We start from the raw sequence: 17,747 nt of genomic DNA on the forward strand, positions 1-17,747 counted from the left end.
GAATTTCAGCCATGACCACGAGTACCGACGCGCCGGCCTGGCAACAGGCTTTTCGCAACCATTTCCCGATCACGGCGCAGAAGATCTATGTCTGTCAGGCCTATGCCAGCCCGATGGCGCCGCGCGTGAGCGATGCCATGGGGCATTTCTTTTCCAGTCTCAGCATGGCGCGCGCCGACAAGCCCGAGTGGCTGGCCGCGGCCGAGGGCGTGCGCACCCAGGTCGCGCAGCTGATAGGCGGCAAGGCCCGCCATGTCGCGTTCACCAAGAACACCACCGAAGGCCTCAACATCGTTGCCCAGGGATATCCCTGGCGGCCCGGCGACAACCTCGTGATCGACGACCAGGAGCACCCGGTCAACACCGTGCCCTGGCTGCACCTGCGCCAGCGCGGCGTCGAGGTGCGCGTGGCGCGCACCGAAGACCGGCGCGTGACCGTCGATTCGATCTGGTCGCAAGTCGATGCCAACACCCGCCTGATCGCGGTTTCCTATGTGCAGTACAGCACGGGCGTGCGCGCCGATATCCAGGCGCTGGCCGAGCGCTGCCGCGCCCAGGGCATACACCTCGTGGTCGACGGCATCCAGGGCGTGGGCCTGCTGCCCATCGAGGTCGAGAACTGGGGCATCAGCGCGCTGTCCTGCGGCGCCTACAAGGCGCTGCACGGGCCGCTGGGCCTGGGCTTTCTGTACGTCGCGCCCGCGCTGCTGGCACTGCTGCAGCCCGCGCACTTCGGCCCGTCGTTCGCCAACCGCATCGACAAGAGCGTCGAAGGCTGGGGCCTCAAATCCGGCGTCGGCGATGCGCGCGTGCTCGAAGGCGGCAACATCAACTATCCCGGCGTCTACGGCCTGGCCCAGGCGCTCTTGATGATCGAGGAAGCCAAGGTCGAGAACCTCGCGCCCTGGACGCTGGCGCTGGCCGCGCGGCTGGACGCCGGACTGCGCGCCCAGGGTTTCCAGATTCTCTCGTCGACCCATCCGGGCGAGAACAGCACCATCGTCTGCATACGCCATCCCCAGGCGTTCGCGTTGCGCAAATACCTCTATGCCCAGGGCGTGGTCTGCAACCTGCTCGATACCGGCTCTATCCGCTTTTCCATGGGTGCTTACAACACGCCCGATGAGATGGACGCCATCCTGAAGATCTGCGGCCGCTTCATGGCCGACCCCCAGTTGCGTTCGCAGCTGATGCTGCCGACCGCGAGCACGGCCTATGCGCGCTGAACCGCAGCGCGCCGCGGCGCGCATCGCCGTCATCGGCCATGGCGCGATGGGCCGTTATCTGCTGCCGCGGCTGGCGCAGCTGCTGCCCAGGGCCGAGCTGGCGCTGGTGCTGCGCGATACGCCGGACAAGGTGCCTGCCGGCACCACCGTGCTCACGGGCGCTGCGCCACTGCTTGCCTGGCAGCCCGGCCTGCTGATCGAATGCGCAGGCCATGGCGCGGTGCGCGAGCATGTGCCGGGCGCGCTGCGTGCGGGCGTCGATGCGATCATCACTTCGGTCGGCGCGCTGGCCGATGCGGGCTTGCGCGCCGAGCTGGATGCCAGCGCGCTGGCGGGCGCCAGCCGGCTGATCACCGTCGCGGGGGCGATCGGCGGACTGGATGCGCTTGACGCGGCGCGCAGCGCGGGCCTGGACAGCGTGCGCTATATCGGCCGCAAGCCGCCGCTTTCATGGAGCGGCACGCCCGCGGCCGACGCGTTCGATCTGGCGGCGCTCACCCAGCCCACGGTCATTTTCGAAGGCTCGGCCGGCGCGTCCGCGCGCGCCTATCCGAAGAACGCCAATGTGACGGCCGCCGTGGCGCTGGCCGGCATAGGCTTCGAGCGCACCGAGGTGACGCTGGTCGCCGACCCGCGCGTCACGCAGAACTGCCATGAACTCGAGGTGCGCGGCGCGTTCGGCGAATTCCAGATCCGCCTGGCCAACGCGCCGCTGCCCGACAACCCGAAAACCTCCTGGCTGGCCGCGCTGAGCCTCGAGGCGCAGATTCGCGCCTACTTCGGCTTGGCGTCCTCGGCCGAGGGGGCCCGGGCATGAGAATATCGCGGATGCATGCTTGGAGGATAATCGCATCGCATTGCGCAGGCCGTGAATGGATCGCGGCCTGCACATAATGTCCCAAGAATGCTGCTTATATATATAAGCAGTTTATATATATTGATTCACCAAAGCGCCGAATATAAAAATCCCGTTCGGCATTCCAACCTGCACTTTCGAAAAGGCAAGAAAATGCGCATTGAAACCCTGGCAGTCCACGCCGGCTATAGCCCCGATCCCACCACCAAGGCCGTGGCCGTTCCCATCTACCAGACCGTGGCCTACGCGTTCGACAGCGCCCAGCACGGCGCCGACCTGTTCGACCTGAAGGTGCCGGGCAACATCTACACGCGCATCATGAATCCGACCACCGACGTGCTGGAAAAGCGCGTCGCAGCGCTCGAAGGCGGCATTGCGGCGCTGGCCCTGGCGTCGGGCATGGCGGCGATCACGGCCGCGATCCAGACCATTGCCGAAGCCGGCGACAACATCATCTCGGCCTCGACGCTCTATGGCGGCACCTACAACCTGTTTGCCCACACCTTCCCGCAGCAGGGCATAGAAGTGCGCTTCGCCGACGCGCGCGATCCCGCCAGCTTCGGCAAGCTGGTCGACGCCAGGACCAAGGCGATCTTCATTGAGTCGATAGGCAACCCGCTGGGCAATGTGACCGACATCCGCGCGCTCGCCGATGTCGCCCATGCGCACGGCGTGCCGCTGATCGTCGACAACACGGTGCCTTCGCCCTACCTGCTGCGCCCCATCGAGTTCGGCGCCGACATCGTCGTGCATTCGCTGACCAAGTACCTGGGCGGCCACGGCACCAGCGTGGGCGGCGCCATCGTCGACAGCGGCACCTTCCCCTGGGCCGAGCACCGCGAGCGCTTCCCGCGCCTGAACGAGCCCGATGTCAGCTACCACGGCGTGATCTACACCGAAGCCCTGGGCCCCGCGGCCTACATCGGCCGCGCGCGCGTCGTGCCGCTGCGCAACATGGGCGCGGCGATCTCGCCGCAGAACGCCTTCCAGATCCTGCAAGGCATAGAGACACTGGCGCTGCGCATGGACCGCATCTGCGAGAACACGCAGAAGATCGCCGAGACGCTGCAAAAGCACGCCAAGGTCGAATGGGTGCGCTATGCGGGCCTGCCCGACCACCCCGACCACGCCATCGTGCAAAAGCAGTCGGGGGGCCGCGCTTCGGGCATCGTGTCGTTCAGCCTCAAGACCAGCGCGGGCGATGCGCGCGCGGCCGGCGCGCGCTTCCTCGATGCGCTGCAGCTGTTCACGCGCCTGGTGAACATCGGCGACGCCAAGTCGCTGGCCACCCATCCCGCGTCGACCACCCACCGCCAGCTTGACGCCGCGGAGCTGGCCAAGGCCGGCGTGACCGAAGGCATGGTGCGCCTGTCGGTGGGCATCGAACATATCGACGACCTGCTGGCCGACCTGGACCAGGCGCTGGCCCAGGTCTGATCAGTCCAGCGCTCGCCGAAAAACCCGACGGCCTGGCCGTCGGGTTTTTTCATGGGCGGGCCGCAATGCAGGCGGCGCGTTGACCGACAGCCACTGCCCCGCGGCGCGGGTCAAAATGGTGCGCAGTACGGTCAGGGCGCGCATGTGTGCCAAGGCCGTGATAAAAAATTGACATGCGGCAGCGGCCGTGGGCGCTGTCGTCAACCTTTCGCTCAAAGGTGTGCACCATGCGTTTCGTGTTTTTTTCCGTTCAGACGGCCGTCGCCCTGGCTGCGGCGGGCTTGCTTTGCGCGTGCGAACCCAAGCCGCCCGCGCCCAAGGCCGCGCATGCGGCAACCGTGCCGGCCGCCCCCGTGCCGTTGACGACCCAGGATGTTTCGGCCACGGCTGCCGTGATCCTCAAGGACAAGCCCGTGCCCGCGCAGGCCGAAGCGGCCCAGGTGCCGGCGACGGCGGGCGCGCCGCTCGAGCCCTTGCTGAGCCTGGCCGATTCCGTGGGCAAGTATCCGTATGACGGCGACAACTATCTGGAGCAGGGGGTGCTCGCGGCGCGCCTGCGTGCCTTGCTTGGCGAGCGTTATCCCGTGCTGCTGGCCAATATGCGCACGGTCTCGCCGCTGACCTCGGCGGGCGGCCTGTGGTTCATCACGGGCAACCGGCCGCATGAAGGCGGTGTCGAGGCCGGCGCCGTGGTGATCGATCCGCGCGCCAACGCGCTGCGCGTATGGCTGCTCAACGCGGGCCAGTCGGAGGAGTTCATCGATCCTCCGGCGGCCGTGGTGCCCTGGCCCAAGGACGTGCAGACCATGATAGGCAACCAGCGCCGCAACGCGCAGTAACCGCGCGTCTTACTCCCGGGGCAGCACGCAGCCCGGGTTCATGATGCCCTTGGGGTCCAGCGCCTGCTTGATCGCGCGCATCATGCCCAGCGCCACGGGCGACTGGTACTTCTGCAGCTTGTCGACCTTGAGCGCGCCCACGCCATGCTCGGCGGAGAACGAGCCGCCGAACTTCGCCACGGCCTCGTAGACCAGATGGTTGACGCGGTCTTCCTGGTCGCGCAGGAAGGCCTTGGGGTCGCCTTCTGCGGGCGCCTGCACGTTGTAGTGCAGGTTGCCGTCGCCCAGATGGCCGAAGTTGACCAGGCGCACGCCCGCAATCTCGGCCTGCAGCAGCGCGTCGGCGTATTCCACGAACGCCGGAATGCGCGAAGCCGCGATCGAGATGTCGTGCTTGATGTTGAGGCCTTCCTCGGCCTGGGCCAGCGGAATGCTTTCGCGCACATGCCACAGGCCCTTGGCCTGGGCAATGCTTTCGGCCACCACGGCGTCGAGCACGCAGCCGTCCTCGAACGCCATTTCCAGCAAGGCCTCGAAGCGGCCGCGCGCATGGGCTTCGGATTCGCTGTCGGAGTTCTCGAGCAGCACGCAGTAGGGCGCGTCGGCCAGATCGGCGAACGGCACGCGCAGCTGCGGCATATGGCGCACCACCAGGCTCAACGCAAACTTGCCCATGACTTCAAAGCCCGTGAGGCCCGCGCCCAGCTGCTGGTGCGCCAGGCCCAGCAGGCGCACCGCGGCTTCCATCGACGGCACGGCGGCCCAGGCCGTGAGGCGCGCGGCCGGCTGGGGAAACAGCTTGAGCGTGGCGGCGGTGATCACGCCCAGCGTGCCTTCGCTGCCGATCAGCAGATCGCGCAGGTCGTAGCCGGTGTTGTCCTTGCGCAGGCCCTTGAGCCCGTCCCAGATCTCGCCCTGGGGCGTGACCACTTCCAGTCCCAGGCACAGATCGCGCGTATTGCCGTAGCGCACCACCTGCGTGCCGCCGGCGTTGGTGCCCAGGTTGCCGCCAATCGTGCAGCTGCCTTCGGCGGCCAGCGACAGCGGAAACAGCAGGCCGGCGGCGTCGGCCGCCTGCTGCACGTTCTGCAGAATGCAGCCGGCTTCCACCGTGAGCGTCAGGTTGTCCTTGTCGAGCTGGCGCACGGCCTGCATGCGCTGCAGGCTCAGCACGATCTGCGTGCCGCTGGTGTCGGGCGTGGAGCCCACCGACAGGCCGGTGTTGCCGCCCTGGGGAATCAGGCTGGTGCCGCTGTCGTGGCAGGCGCGCACCACGGCCGCGACTTCGGCAGTGTTGGCCGGGCGCACCACGGCCAGCGACTTGCCGCGGCTGCGGCGGCGCCAGTCCTGCTCCCAGGCGCTCAGGTCGCCTTCGGTCAGTACATGGGGAGCGCCGACGATCTGGCGCAGGGTATCGAGCAGAGTGGACATGGTGACGGTTCTCGCAAAAAAATCATTCAGCCCGCGGCGCCCAGGGCCGAAGCCTTGACGGCGCGCTGGCGCCAGCGCACATGCAGCGTGCAGGCGACGAACAGCGACAGGCACAGCGCGACTTCGGCCAGCGCGAGCCAGCGGCTGGGCGCGGGGTCGCTCCAGGCACGCACCACGCCTTCGGTGAAGTACAGCCAGACCACCAGGCTGACCCAGCGGTAGGTGTACATGCGGCGCTTGAGCAGGCCGGCCAGCGGCAGGCACAGCGGCAGCGCCTTGAGCGCCAGCCACGAGCCGCCGGGGCGCAGCGGCGCAAGCCACAGCTCCCAGGCAAGGCACAGCAGCATCAGGGCCAGCAGGCTGCCTACGGCCCACCAGCGGGTGGCAGCGACGTCGCTGCCGGGTTCGGTATTGGAAGGATTCATGGAGGTGGCATCATATCGGCCATGGCCTTGTCCTTTCACCGAGCGCGCATGCGCGGGCGCCAATTGGCCCACACCCTGACCGTCTTTCCCTGGCGCAACACCGCGCACACGCTGGCTGCGCGCTTTCGCGAAGACCGGCTGGGGCTCACTGCCAGCAGTCTCACCTTCACCTCGCTGCTGGCGCTGGTGCCGTTCGTCACGGTCGCGCTCGCGGTGTTCACCGCGTTTCCCACGTTCGGACGGCTGCAGCTGATGCTGCAGCGCTGGCTGATCGACAGCCTGATTCCCGACTCCATTGCGCTGCAGGTGATGGACTATCTGATGCAGTTCGCGGCCAAGGCCAGCCAGCTCGGCGGCGTGGGCTTCGGCTTTCTGCTGGTCACGGTGATCAGCCTGGTCATGACCATGGACCGCACGCTCAACAACATCTGGCGCGTGCAGCGCATGCGGCCGCTGGGCCAGCGCCTGCTGATCTACTGGGCGGTGATCACGCTGGGACCGCTGCTCATGGGCGGCAGCATCGCCACCACCTCGTATGTGTTGTCGGCCTCGCGCGGCATCGTCGCGGCGCTTCCCGAGGCGGTGCAGGTGGGTTTCAATTCACTTGAATTCCTGCTGCTTTCGGGCGCGATGGCCGCGCTCTACCACTACGTGCCGAACACGCCGGTCAAATGGCGCCATGCCTTTGTGGGCGGCCTGTTTGTCGCCATCGGCATGGCGCTGGCCAAGAACATTCTGGCGCTGTACCTGGCGTCGGTGCCCACTTATTCGGTGATCTACGGCACCTTTGCCACCTTGCCCATCCTGCTGATCTGGGTCTACGTCGCCTGGGTGATCTTCCTGCTGGGCGCCGTGGTCACGGCCTATCTGCCCAGCCTGCTCACGGGCATGGAGCGCAGCTCCTCGCACCGCGGCTGGAGCTTCGAGCTGGCGCTGGAAGTCGTTGCCGTGCTCGACGAGCAGCGCGGCCAGCCGCTGCGCGGCATGCAGCCGCTGGCGCTGGCCAGGCGGCTGAAGGTCGATGCGCTGCAGCTCGAGCCTGCGCTCGCGGCGCTGACCACGGTGCGCTGGCTGGGCGTGCTGCCCGATGAAGGCCAGACGCGCACCATAGACGACGTCGAGCCGCGCTACGTGCTGCTGTGCGACCCGGACGAGACGCTGCTCGCGCCGCTGCTGCAGCATCTGCTGCTCGACAAGACGCCGGGCACGCAGAAATTGTGGGAGCAGGGCCATTGGGACGAACTCACGCTGGGCCAGGCCTTGCCGCTGCCCGAGGTGATTGCCCAGCCGCCGGCCCTGGTGCCGTTCGTGCTGCCCCGTTGAGAATTTTTGTCACCAGGAGAGAGTGCGATGGAAACCATGGAAATTCACCGCGGCCGGCTGATCGACCACCTGCAGCTGGTGGTGCGCGATCTGCCCAGGGCGCAGACCTTCTACACCGCCGTGCTCGCGGCGCTGCAGGTGCCCATGGGCGGCACGGCCGAGGACTATTTCTGGGCCGACGAGCTGTTCGTGTCCACGGCCGGCAGCCAAGCCGCGCAAGGCCATCTGACGGGCCGCCACCATTTGGCGTTCCAGGCCAAGGACCGCGCCATGGTCGAGGCGTTCTACCAGGCCGCGCTGGCCCATGGCGGCTCCGACAACGGCGCGCCCGGCGAGCGGCCCTACCATCCGGGCTACTACGCGGCCTTCGTGCTCGACCCCGACGGCAACAATATCGAAGCCGTGTTCCACGGCGAGGCGCAGCGCAGCGCGGAGTCGGTGCGCGTGACCTTCTGAAGTGGAAAAGCCCCGCCTGTCTTTCGACAGTGCAGGGCTCAGGGCGGAGCTGCGCGGCTCAAGCCGCCAGAAAATCCCGCAGCGCAAACAGCGTCTCGTCGGGCGACTCCGTCATTTGGTTGTGCCCCATGGGCAGCAGCACGCGCTGCGGCTTCTTGCCCGCGGCCTGGGCCGCCTGGATCAGGCCTTGGGCGGCCTTGGGCGGCGTCATCTGGTCCTGGGCGCCGAGCGCGAACAGCACGGGGCAGGTGATGGCCGCGATCGCGGCCTCGCCGCCCGTGTAGCGGTCGCAGGCCAGAAATCCGGCGTGCAGCAGGTTCTGCTGCGCATTGCTGGCCAGCACGCGCCGGCCCAGCGCCATGCCCGCGCCAAACACCCAGCTGCCCGCGCCGCCGGGCGGTGCGAGCGTCGCGCGCGAGAAGGTATTGACCAGCTGTATCGCCTGTTCGGGCGTGTTGAGCGCCGATTCGAGCAGCGCCGGCGAGACCTTCATCGGGTGGGCCGTGCCCACCAGCGCCAGGTGGCTCACGCGCTCGCCCAGGTCGGCCGCGGCCTGCAGCGCAATCAGGCTGCCCCAGCTATGGCCCACCAGCGCGGCTTTTTCCAGCCCCGCAGCATCCATCAGATCGGCGACAAAGCGCGCCGCCTGCTCGACGCTTTCCGGCGCCGGACCCGCGCTGCGGCAATGGCCGGGCAGGTCTATGGCCAGCACGTTCCAGCCGTGGTTGGCCAGATAGCGGCTTTGCAGCGCCCAGACGCTGTGGTCGCACAGCACGCCGTGGATCAGGATGACCGTGGGCAGTTCGGGGCGCGGCGCCTTGCCGCCGGTATAGGCGTAAATGGAGTGGCCGTTGACTTCGATGTTCATGGTGATTTCTCCTCCTCCTAGGCGGCTTTTTCCGCGGCCTTGAGCGCGCGCTTGAGGTCGTCGATCAGGTCGTCGGCGTCTTCGAGGCCAATCGACAGGCGTATCGTGCCCTGGCTGATGCCCGCGCCGGCAAGCGCCGCGTCGTCCATGCGGAAGTGGGTGGTGCTCGCGGGGTGTATCACCAGCGAGCGGCAGTCACCGACGTTGGCCAGGTGGCTGAAGACCTTGAGCGTCTCGATGAACTTCTTGCCCTGGTTGCGGTTGCCCGCGATGTCGAAGCTGAACACCGAACCCGCGCCGCGCGGCAGCAGTTTCTTGGCCAGCGCATGGCTGGGGTGGCTTTCCAGCATGGGGTGGCCGACGCGGCTGACCATGGGGTGGCTGGCGAGGAACTCGACCACCTTGACGGTGTTGCGCATGTGGCGCTCCATGCGCAGCGGCAGGGTTTCAATGCCCTGCAGTATCAGCCAGGCGGTATGCGGGCTCATGCAGGCACCGAAGTCGCGCAGGCCTTCGCGGCGCGCGCGCAGCAGGAAGGCGCCGACGCTGCTTTCCTCGGTGAACACCATGTTGTGGAAGCCGTCATAGGGCGCGCTGAGTTCGGGGAATTTGCCCGAACGCTCCCAGTCGAAGCTGCCGCCGTCGACGATCACGCCGCCTATCACCGTGCCGTGGCCCGAGAGGAACTTGGTTGCCGAGTGGTAGACGATGTCCGCGCCCAGCGACAGGGGCTTCATCAGCCAGGGCGACGTCAAGGTCGAGTCGACCAGCAGCGGCACGCCGGCCTCGTGCGCGATCTGCGACACGGTGGGAATGTCGAGTACGTCCAGGCCCGGATTGCCCACGGTCTCGCCGAAGAACAGCTTGGTGTTGGGGCGCACCGCGGCTTTCCAGCCGTCGATGTCGCCGGGCTTGACGAAGGTGGTCTCTATGCCGAAGCGCGCCAGCGTGTAGTGCAGCAGGTTCTGGCTGCCGCCGTACAGCGCCGTGCTGGCCACGATATGGCTGCCCGCGCCCATCAATGTGGCCACCGACAGGTGCAGCGCCGCCTGGCCGCTGGCCACGGCAATCGCGCCCACGCCGCCTTCGAGCGCCGACACGCGCTGCTCGAGCACGGCATTTGTCGGATTGCTGATGCGGCTGTAGACATGGCCGGGCCGCTCAAGGTTGAACAGCGAGGCCGCATGGTCGCTGGACTCGAACACGAACGAGGTCGTGAGATGGATGGGCACGGCGCGCGCGCCCGTCACGGGGTCGGGCTGGGTGCCTGCATGCAGGCTCAGCGTATCGAAGCCGGGGTCAGAGTAACCGGGCATCTTGTCTCCAGAATATGGTCAGTCGCAACGGTGGCCCCGGAGGGAGCCTGGGCCAACGATTATGCATGGGCAGGTCAGCGCGAACGCGCACCCAGGCGACCTGGTGGCCGACGGGTGAAAAGCCGTATCACCGGCCTGGGGCGCGGGTTTGTCGGCTAATATCGATCACCAGTTGGAGAGTCCTCCATTCCCAGCGGCAGCAGCCGGAGACAAAAAATGAAAGTTCGCGACATTCTTCGCGTCAAGGGCAACACCTTGTACGCCATTTCCCCCGATGAGCCCCTGAGCCGCGCCGTGGAGACTATGGCCGAGAAGGACATAGGCTCGCTGGTCGTCATGGAGCATTCGGACGTGGTGGGCATGCTCACGTTCCGCGAAGTGATACAGGCGCTGGTCAAGAACGCCGCCGGCACGACGCTGGTGCGTTCGGCGATGGACGACGCGCCGCTGACCTGCACGCTGGAGACCGAAATGGACGAAGTGCGCCGCATGATGCTTGACCGTCACGCGCGCTACATGCCCGTGATGGACAAGCGCATGCTGATGGGCGTGATCAGCTTCTACGACGTCGCCAAGGCCGTCGTCGACAGCCAGAACTTCGAGAACCGCATGCTCAAGGCCTATATCCGCGACTGGCCCGAAGGCGAGCGCCAGGGCGCGGAGTAAATAGCCCCCACGTTCGCCCACTGCGTGTGGCTCTCTGCCCCCCAAGGGGGCCCTTGCCGCCTTGGGGCGGCCCGGCGGCGGCGCGATAGCCCCCACGCTTTCTCGCTTCGCGTAGCTGCGCGATGGGGGGCAAAGCCCCCCATGGTGTTCATTGGAGCGTTCGGCCCTCGCCGCCTTGGGGCGGCCCGGCGGCGGCTCGATAGCCCCCACGCTTGCTCGCTTCGCGTAGCTGCGCGATGGGGGGCAAAGCCCCCCATGGTCTTCATCAGTCCGGTGCCTGGCGCTGTCCCACTCCCCGTTCGCACTGAGCCCGTCGAAGTGCGTTCTGGTTTGGGGCGTTGCCCCATTCCCCGTTCGCACTGAGCCAGTCGAAGTGCGCTCCGGCTACAACGCCGTAATCCACTCCTCGAGCTGCGCCGCCGCCACCGGGCGGCAAAACAGATAGCCCTGCATCACCGCGCAGTCATGTTCCTGCAGCCATTCACATTGCTCACGCGTTTCCACCCCTTCGGCGACGACCTTCATGTCGAGGCTGCGCGCGATGCTCAGCACCGAGCGCGTGAGCGCGGTCGCTGAGTCGCTGTTCTGCAGGTCTTGAACAAAGCTCTGGTCGAGCTTGAGTTCGCTGAACGGCAGCCGGTGCAGGTGGCTCAGGCTCGAGTAGCCGGTGCCGAAATCGTCCAGCGACAGCTGCATGCCGCGCGCATGCAGCGCATGCAGGTTGGCCGTGGTCGCGGCGCTCGCATCCATCATCACGCTTTCGGTGATTTCCAGCATCAGGTCGCGCGGCTGCAGTGCGTGGCGCGCAAGCGCGGCGCCGACCTGATCGGCGAGACTGGGGTCGTGGAAATTGTGCGCCGACAGGTTGATCGCGAGCTGCGGCACGGCCAGCCCCGCGGCGCGCCAGCGCGCCATCTGTGCGCAGGCGGCGTCGAGCAGCCAGTGCGTGAGCGCCTGGATCAGCCCCGCGTCCTCGGCCACGGCGATGAAGCGCGCGGGCGAGACTGCGCCCCATTCGGGGTGGTTCCAGCGCGCCAGCGCTTCGACGCCATGCAGCCGGTGCGTGTGCCGGCCCAGCACCTGCGGCTGGAAATTCAGATGCAACTGCCGGCGTGCAATCGCTTCGCGCAGGTCGCGCTCCATCGCCATGCGTTCCTGGGCCTGCACGCCGAGCTCGGGGCTGAAACGGCACCAGCGCGAACTCGGCTGCTTTTTCGCCGCGTACATCGCCTGGTCGGCATGGCTCAACAAGCTGGGAATGTCGGTGCCGTCCTCGGGGTAGAGCGCGACGCCTATGCTGGCCTGGGGCAGATGCTGCAGGCCCTGGTGCACGAAAGGCACGGCGATGCTGTCGAGCAGTCGCTGCGCCATGGCAACCGCCTGATCGCTGCCGGCGCCTGGCAGCAGCAGCACGAACTCGTCGCTGGCCAGCCGGCCGGCAATATCGCCCGGCCCCAGATGCGCGCGCAGGCGGTTCGCGGTCTCGCACAATAGGGCATCGCCCGCGGCATGGCCCTGGCTGTCGTTGACCTGTTTGAAGCGGTCGAGATCGACGAACAGCAGCGCGGCCTGGGGCATGCGCGTCTCGCGCAGCGACGCCAGTGCGCGGCGTGCGAAGTCGGCGAACAGCGTGCGATTGGGCAGTTGCGTGAGCGTGTCGTAATACGCGAGCTGGTGGATGCGGTTCTGCTCGGTGTCGCGCGCCATGGCGAGCGTGCACAGGTGCAGGCAGACTTCGACCAGGCGCAAATGCAGGTTGCTCGGACCGCGCGCTTCGCGGAAGTAGAACGCGAATGTGCCGACCACCTGACCCGCGAGGTTCTTGATCGGACTGGACCAGCAGGCGCGGATTCCGGCGGGAATGAACAGCGGGTGGTAGTCCTGCCAGAGCGGGTCGGTGGCGATGTTGGTCACGGTCACGGGATCGCCCAGGAAAGCGCTGGTGCCGCAGGAGCCAGCCTGTGGGCCTATGAGGAGCCCCTCGATCGCCGCGCTCAGCGCGGGCGGCAGGGACGGGGCGGCGAGCACCCGCAGGCGCCCGTCGCCGTCCACGCGCAGCACGCTGGCAATCACATCGGGCGCGATACACTCGACTTCGGCGCAGACCAGGGCCATCAGCTGGGGCAGCGGTACTTCACTCACCATGGCTTCGAGCACCCGGCTTTGCAAGGCCTCGTGGTGCTTGGTGGGCGTGAGGTCGGTGAGCGTGACCACGGCGCAGCCTGCGTCGCCTTGGGGCCGGCCGGGCTGCGGCGGCGGGTGGATGTTGCAGACCAGCGAGACCCATATCGGATCCCCGTTGCGGTGGTAGCACAGCGCTTCGCCCGTGTAACGGCCGGTGCGCGCCAACTGTTCGTCGATATGCGCGAGCGCGTCCGGGGAAAAGGACTTGCCCAGCAGCAGGTCGCGCGGCCGCCGGCCGCGCGCTTCGTGCAGCGGATAGCCGAACAGCCGCTCGAAACCGGCGTTGGTGTAGACGATGCGGCGCTGTTCGTCGCTGATCAGGATGGCGCAGTCGCTGACGTCCAGCGCCTGCGTCAGGGAGGGCAGTGATGCGGGCAGCGTCAGGCCATGGGCGGCGGGCCCTGGCGCGGGCGGCGATTGGCTGGCGGCTTGCATGGGATGGTGGCACTCCTCATGGTGAACGGGCCGGTCGAGACGGCGGCGCGCGTCAATACAAATCGTATCAATGTGTTGCTCAGGTGCCAAGCACTTCATACAGGCATAATCGCGCGCCATGAGCGGCAATACTTTCGGAACCATTTTCAGCGTCACCAATTTCGGTGAATCCCACGGCCCGGCCATTGGCTGCGTGATCGATGGCTGCCCGCCGGGCATGCCGTTGACCGAAGCCATCATCCAGCATGACCTGGACCGTCGGCGCCCCGGCACCAGCCGCCATGTGACCCAGCGCCAGGAAGCCGACGCGGTCGAAATCCTGTCGGGCGTCTATGAAGGCAAGACCACGGGCACGCCGATCGCGCTGCTGATCCGCAATACCGACCAGCGCAGCAAGGACTACGCGAACATCTCCGAGAGCTTCCGCCCCGGCCATGCCGATTACACCTACTGGCACAAGTACGGCATCCGCGACCCGCGCGGCGGCGGCCGTTCGTCGGCGCGTCTGACGGCGCCCACGGTGGCCGCGGGCGCCGTGGCCAAGCAGTGGCTCAAGGCCCAGTTCGGCACCGAGTTCCGCGCCTGCATGACGCAGCTGGGCGAACTCGAGATTCCGTTCGAGGACTGGTCGCATGTACCCGGCAACCCGTTCTTCGCCCCGGTCGCCGATGTCTCGGCCTATGAAAGCTATATGGACGCGCTGCGCAAGGCCGGCGACTCCTGCGGCGCGCGCATCCGCGTGCAGGCCACGGGCATGCCCGTGGGCCTGGGCCAGCCGCTCTATGACAAGCTCGATGCCGACATCGCCTACGCGATGATGGGCCTCAACGCGGTCAAGGGCGTGGAAATCGGCGCCGGCTTCGCGAGCGTCGCCCAGCGCGGCACGGTGCATGGCGACTCACTCACCCCGGCCGGCTTCGCGAGCAACCATTCGGGCGGCGTGCTCGGCGGCATCAGCACCGGCCAGGACCTCGAAGTCTCGATCGCGATCAAGCCCACGAGCTCCATCCTGAGCCCGCGCGACTCCATCGACGTGCACGGCCAGCCCACGGAAGTCATCACCAAGGGCCGCCACGACCCCTGCGTGGGCATTCGCGCCGCGCCGATTGCCGAAGCCCTGCTGGCGCTGGTGGTCATGGACCACGCGCTGCGGCACCGCGCCCAGTGCGGCGATGTGCGCCACGGCGTCGCGCCGATAGCGTCCTCGCTGCTCTGAAGGCGCTTGGCACGCAAAAAAGCCATCCCTCGGGATGGCTTTTTCATGGGGTGCTTGAGTTTCTGCCGCCCGGCCGGTGGGGGCTCTATCCTCTACGCACCTCGTCCATCACGCTCTTGAAGTCCTCGATGTCTTCAAAGCTGCGATAGACGCTAGCAAAGCGGATGTAGGCGACCTTGTCGAGCTGCTTGAGCTCGTGCATGACCAACTCGCCGATGCGGCTGGACGCCACTTCGCGCAGGCCCAGGTTGCGCAGCTTTTCCTCGATGCGCTCGATCGCGGTATCGACCTGTTCGGTGCTCACCGGACGCTTGCGCAGCGCCAGCGAGAACGAGCCGCTGAGCTTGGCGCGCTCGTACTCTATGCGCCGGCCGTCCTTCTTGACGATGGCCGGGAAGCTGACTTCCGGCCGCTCGTACGTCGTGAAGCGCTTGTCGCAACCGCCGCACTGGCGGCGGCGGCGGATGAAGCCGCCGTCTTCCGCCTCGCGGGTCTCGACCACCTGGGTGTCAGGATGGCTGCAGAAAGGGCACTTCATGGCTCAGGGCGGACCGAATAGCGAGAGGCTTAGTCGCGGTAGACGGGGAAACGCGCGGTCAGCGCCGCGACCTTGGCGCGCACCGCGGCCAGGTTGGCTTCGTCCGTCGGGTTCTCCAGCACGTCGGCAACCAGATTGGCCGTCAGGCGGGCTTCTTCTTCCTTGAAACCACGCGTGGTCATCGCGGGCGTGCCCACGCGGATACCGCTGGTCACCATCGGCTTTTCAGGATCGTTGGGGATGCTGTTCTTGTTGATGGTGATGTGGGCCGCGCCCAGAGCGGCTTCAGCGGCCTTGCCGGTGATGCCCTTGGCGCGCAGGTCGACCAGCATCACGTGGCTTTCGGTGCGGCCGGAGACGATGCGCAGACCGCGTTCGATCAGCGTTTCGGCGAACACTTGTGCATTCTTCACGACCTGGGCCTGGTAGGCCTTGAACTCGGGCGTCAGCGCTTCCTTGAAGGCCACGGCCTTGCCAGCGATGACGTGCATCAGCGGGCCGCCCTGCAGGCCGGGGAAGATCGCCGAATTGATGGCCTTCTCGTGCTCGGCCTTCATCAGAATCACGCCGCCGCGCGGGCCGCGCAGGCTCTTGTGGGTGGTGGTCGTGACCACGTCGGCGTGGGGCACGGGGTTGGGGTACACACCCGCGGCGATCAGGCCGGCGTAGTGGGCCATGTCCACCCACAGGATGGCGCCGATTTCCTTGGCAATCTTGGCGAAGCGTTCGAAATCGATGCGCAGCGCGTAGGCCGAGGCACCGGCAATGATCAGCTTGGGCTTGTGTTCACGCGCCTTGGCTTCCAGGGCGTCGTAGTCGATCTCTTCCTTGGCATCCAAGCCGTAGGAAACGACGTTGAACCACTTGCCCGACATGTTCAGCGGCATGCCGTGGGTCAGGTGACCGCCTTCTGCCAGGCTCATGCCCAGGATGGTGTCGCCGGGCTTGAGGAAAGCCAGCAGCACGGCCTGATTGGCCTGGGAACCGGAATTGGGTTGCACGTTGGCGGCATCGGCGCCGAACAGCTGCTTGACGCGGTCGATGGCGAGTTGCTCGACCACATCGACGTTTTCGCAGCCGCCGTAGTAGCGCTTGCCTGGATAGCCTTCGGCGTACTTGTTCGTGAGCTGGGAGCCCTGGGCTTCCATCACGGCAGGCGAGCAGTAGTTCTCGCTGGCGATCAGCTCGATGTGATCTTCCTGACGCTGGTTTTCGGCCTGGATGGCGGCAAACAGTTCGGGGTCGGCTTTTTCAACAGTGATATTGCGGTGGTACATGGCAGTCCTATGAACTTGTAGTCCCTTGAGGCCAAGGGCTGCCCAGGCGAACGGCGGAACGCTTCAGGCGGGATCCGTTATGCCTGGGCGGTACGCTCCCCGGTGGTTCACGGATGACATCCGCTGGTTTCCACGTCAGCGGCAGTCCGGTCTTTCGACCTACTGGACTGCGCCTATCGCCAGTTGCGTACCCCGGTAGTGTAGCTGAGCCCAGATGCCCGTGCGGCAAAGGGCCTGCTGCGAATGCGCGCAGCGCGGGGTACTTCGATCAGAGGTTGGTGTTCAAAGCGACCTGTTCGCCGGCGCTGGCGACAGGTTCGGCCGCGGGGGCGGCCAGGGGAGCGGTCTGCTTGACGGTGAGCAGCGGCTGGGCGGGGACGACGGCAGGGACAGGGCGCAGGCCCGCGGCCTGGCGCAGGCGGTTGTGCTCGGCGAGCACCTTGGCCGCATAGCCGCCGTCGTTGGGCAGGTTGGCGGCGCCGACATAGTGGCGCAGGCCGCCCTCGACCGAGCCCGCGCGCGCAATCGCGTCCTTGAGCACCTTGACGCCCACGCGCAGGTTGGTCACGGGGTCGAAAGCTGCGAGGCGGCCGCCGAAGTTTTCATACTTGTCCGTATGCACGCTGGTCATGACCTGCATCAGGCCCTGGGCACCGACGGAACTTTGCGCAAAGGGATTGAAGCTCGATTCGATGGCCATGATGGCCAGGATCAGCGTCGGATCGATCTTGTTGCTCTGGCCCAGCGAGTAGGCTTCGGAGACCAGCGCGGCCAGCGGCTCGGGCGCGACGCGGTACTTCTTGCTGAGCCAGAAGGCGACAGCGGCCTGCTCGCGCGGCAGGTCCTTGGGATTGCTCGCCGTGGCGCGATCGATGGCATCGGGCTCGGTGGGCATGTCGATCACGGCCACCTGGCGCGCCTGCAGCCAGTCGCGCAGATGGGCTTCGCCTTCGAGGCGCAGGTCGGGGCGGGCGAACAAGGTGATGGCCACGAAGGCCACGGCCAGGCCCAGCAGGGCAAAGCCGTTGTGGGTGATATCGAGAAAACCGTCGGTCACATCGGACGCAAAGGTTCGCACTCCAGCGAAAGCTTTCGCTAATGCAGGCATATTGATTCCTTTCAAGAGGCGTCACCCCGCTTTGCTGACCCGTGAGGGGGCATGGGGCGAACGCCTAGATTGGCGCGCTGCAATCCTTGGGTACGGTGCCGGAAAGGCATCGAAGGAAGTGGTCTGAGCACTTGCGTGCAGCGAAG

At 66.9% G+C, this 17,747-nt stretch carries 16 protein-coding genes and 1 riboswitch; of the genes, 8 read left to right on the forward strand and 8 right to left on the reverse strand.

All coding sequences use genetic code 11. The features are described 5' to 3' along the window. Nucleotides 1-11 precede the first annotated feature (11 nt). The 4 genes from ACSVDO_RS06710 to ACSVDO_RS06725 all read left to right on the forward strand — a co-directional run bounded on the left by ACSVDO_RS06710 (nucleotide 12) and on the right by ACSVDO_RS06725 (nucleotide 4,358). On the forward strand, nucleotides 12-1,226 hold the full coding sequence (locus tag ACSVDO_RS06710) for an aminotransferase class V-fold PLP-dependent enzyme (RefSeq protein ID WP_489595516.1): 1,215 nt from the start codon (nucleotides 12-14) through the stop codon (nucleotides 1,224-1,226). Then, nucleotides 1,216-2,043: an aspartate dehydrogenase gene (locus tag ACSVDO_RS06715; protein WP_332549544.1), complete on the forward strand. Its 828-nt coding sequence runs from the start codon at nucleotides 1,216-1,218 to the stop codon at nucleotides 2,041-2,043. The genes ACSVDO_RS06710 and ACSVDO_RS06715 overlap by 11 nt, the downstream gene beginning before the upstream one ends. Nucleotides 2,044-2,235: 192 nt before the next feature. Further along, a complete protein-coding gene (locus tag ACSVDO_RS06720; protein ID WP_332539760.1) occupies nucleotides 2,236-3,519 on the forward strand; it encodes an O-acetylhomoserine aminocarboxypropyltransferase/cysteine synthase family protein in 1,284 nt (427 codons plus the stop codon). 227 nt (nucleotides 3,520-3,746) lie between these two features. Next, nucleotides 3,747-4,358, forward strand: a complete 612-nt coding sequence (locus ACSVDO_RS06725; RefSeq protein WP_332549543.1) for an Ivy family c-type lysozyme inhibitor — start codon at nucleotides 3,747-3,749, stop codon at nucleotides 4,356-4,358. A gap of 9 nt (nucleotides 4,359-4,367) precedes the next feature. Here ACSVDO_RS06725 and ACSVDO_RS06730 read toward each other — a convergent pair whose 3' ends face one another. Next, nucleotides 4,368-5,789: an FAD-binding oxidoreductase gene (locus tag ACSVDO_RS06730; RefSeq protein WP_489595518.1), complete on the reverse strand. Its 1,422-nt coding sequence runs from the start codon at nucleotides 5,787-5,789 to the stop codon at nucleotides 4,368-4,370. Nucleotides 5,790-5,815: 26 nt separating this feature from the next. Beyond that, nucleotides 5,816-6,214, reverse strand: a complete 399-nt coding sequence (locus tag ACSVDO_RS06735; protein WP_489595520.1) for a DUF2069 domain-containing protein — start codon at nucleotides 6,212-6,214, stop codon at nucleotides 5,816-5,818. 48 nt (nucleotides 6,215-6,262) lie between these two features. On the opposite strand from ACSVDO_RS06735, the gene ACSVDO_RS06740 reads away from it, so the two are divergent. Together ACSVDO_RS06740 and ACSVDO_RS06745 are read left to right on the forward strand one after the other, a co-directional pair. Further along, a complete protein-coding gene (locus tag ACSVDO_RS06740) occupies nucleotides 6,263-7,537 on the forward strand; it encodes a YihY family inner membrane protein (protein ID WP_489595521.1) in 1,275 nt (424 codons plus the stop codon). A gap of 27 nt (nucleotides 7,538-7,564) precedes the next feature. Further along, entirely contained in the window at nucleotides 7,565-7,993 is a 429-nt protein-coding gene (locus ACSVDO_RS06745; RefSeq protein ID WP_489595523.1) for a VOC family protein, read from the forward strand. Between the two features lie 58 nt (nucleotides 7,994-8,051). Here ACSVDO_RS06745 and ACSVDO_RS06750 read toward each other — a convergent pair whose 3' ends face one another. Both ACSVDO_RS06750 and ACSVDO_RS06755 read right to left on the reverse strand, forming a co-directional pair. Continuing rightward, nucleotides 8,052-8,861, reverse strand: coding sequence for an alpha/beta fold hydrolase (locus ACSVDO_RS06750; RefSeq protein ID WP_489595524.1), 810 nt, complete (start codon nucleotides 8,859-8,861; stop codon nucleotides 8,052-8,054). A 17-nt stretch (nucleotides 8,862-8,878) separates the two neighbouring features. After that, the gene (locus tag ACSVDO_RS06755) at nucleotides 8,879-10,177 is read right to left on the reverse strand and encodes an O-acetylhomoserine aminocarboxypropyltransferase (protein WP_213293218.1); all 1,299 of its coding nucleotides are present in this window, start codon (nucleotides 10,175-10,177) and stop codon (nucleotides 8,879-8,881) included. A gap of 216 nt (nucleotides 10,178-10,393) precedes the next feature. Here ACSVDO_RS06755 and ACSVDO_RS06760 point away from each other — a divergent pair, with 216 nt between their 5' ends. After that, the gene (locus ACSVDO_RS06760) at nucleotides 10,394-10,843 is read left to right on the forward strand and encodes a CBS domain-containing protein (protein WP_213293217.1); all 450 of its coding nucleotides are present in this window, start codon (nucleotides 10,394-10,396) and stop codon (nucleotides 10,841-10,843) included. Nucleotides 10,844-11,227: 384 nt separating this feature from the next. Here the strand turns inward: ACSVDO_RS06760 and ACSVDO_RS06765 are convergent, their stop codons facing one another. After that, on the reverse strand, nucleotides 11,228-13,462 hold the full coding sequence (locus ACSVDO_RS06765) for a sensor domain-containing protein (RefSeq protein ID WP_489595527.1): 2,235 nt from the start codon (nucleotides 13,460-13,462) through the stop codon (nucleotides 11,228-11,230). A 118-nt stretch (nucleotides 13,463-13,580) separates the two neighbouring features. Between ACSVDO_RS06765 and aroC the strand changes: the two genes are divergently transcribed. Continuing rightward, nucleotides 13,581-14,678, forward strand: a complete 1,098-nt coding sequence (gene aroC, locus ACSVDO_RS06770) for a chorismate synthase (RefSeq protein ID WP_332540190.1) — start codon at nucleotides 13,581-13,583, stop codon at nucleotides 14,676-14,678. 85 nt (nucleotides 14,679-14,763) lie between these two features. Here aroC and nrdR read toward each other — a convergent pair whose 3' ends face one another. The 3 genes from nrdR to ACSVDO_RS06785 form a co-directional block, all read right to left on the reverse strand. Beyond that, on the reverse strand, nucleotides 14,764-15,216 hold the full coding sequence (gene nrdR, locus ACSVDO_RS06775) for a transcriptional regulator NrdR (protein ID WP_332540191.1): 453 nt from the start codon (nucleotides 15,214-15,216) through the stop codon (nucleotides 14,764-14,766). Between the two features lie 29 nt (nucleotides 15,217-15,245). Continuing rightward, nucleotides 15,246-16,493 (reverse strand): serine hydroxymethyltransferase, encoded by a 1,248-nt coding sequence (glyA, locus tag ACSVDO_RS06780; RefSeq protein WP_184277463.1) that lies wholly within the window; start codon nucleotides 16,491-16,493, stop codon nucleotides 15,246-15,248. A 33-nt stretch (nucleotides 16,494-16,526) separates the two neighbouring features. Then, a riboswitch (ZMP/ZTP riboswitch) is annotated at nucleotides 16,527-16,690 on the reverse strand. A gap of 71 nt (nucleotides 16,691-16,761) precedes the next feature. Beyond that, entirely contained in the window at nucleotides 16,762-17,601 is an 840-nt protein-coding gene (locus ACSVDO_RS06785) for a lytic transglycosylase domain-containing protein (protein WP_332539786.1), read from the reverse strand. Nucleotides 17,602-17,747 lie beyond the last annotated feature (146 nt).

This window comes from Comamonas sp. DB36, assembly GCF_057914905.1.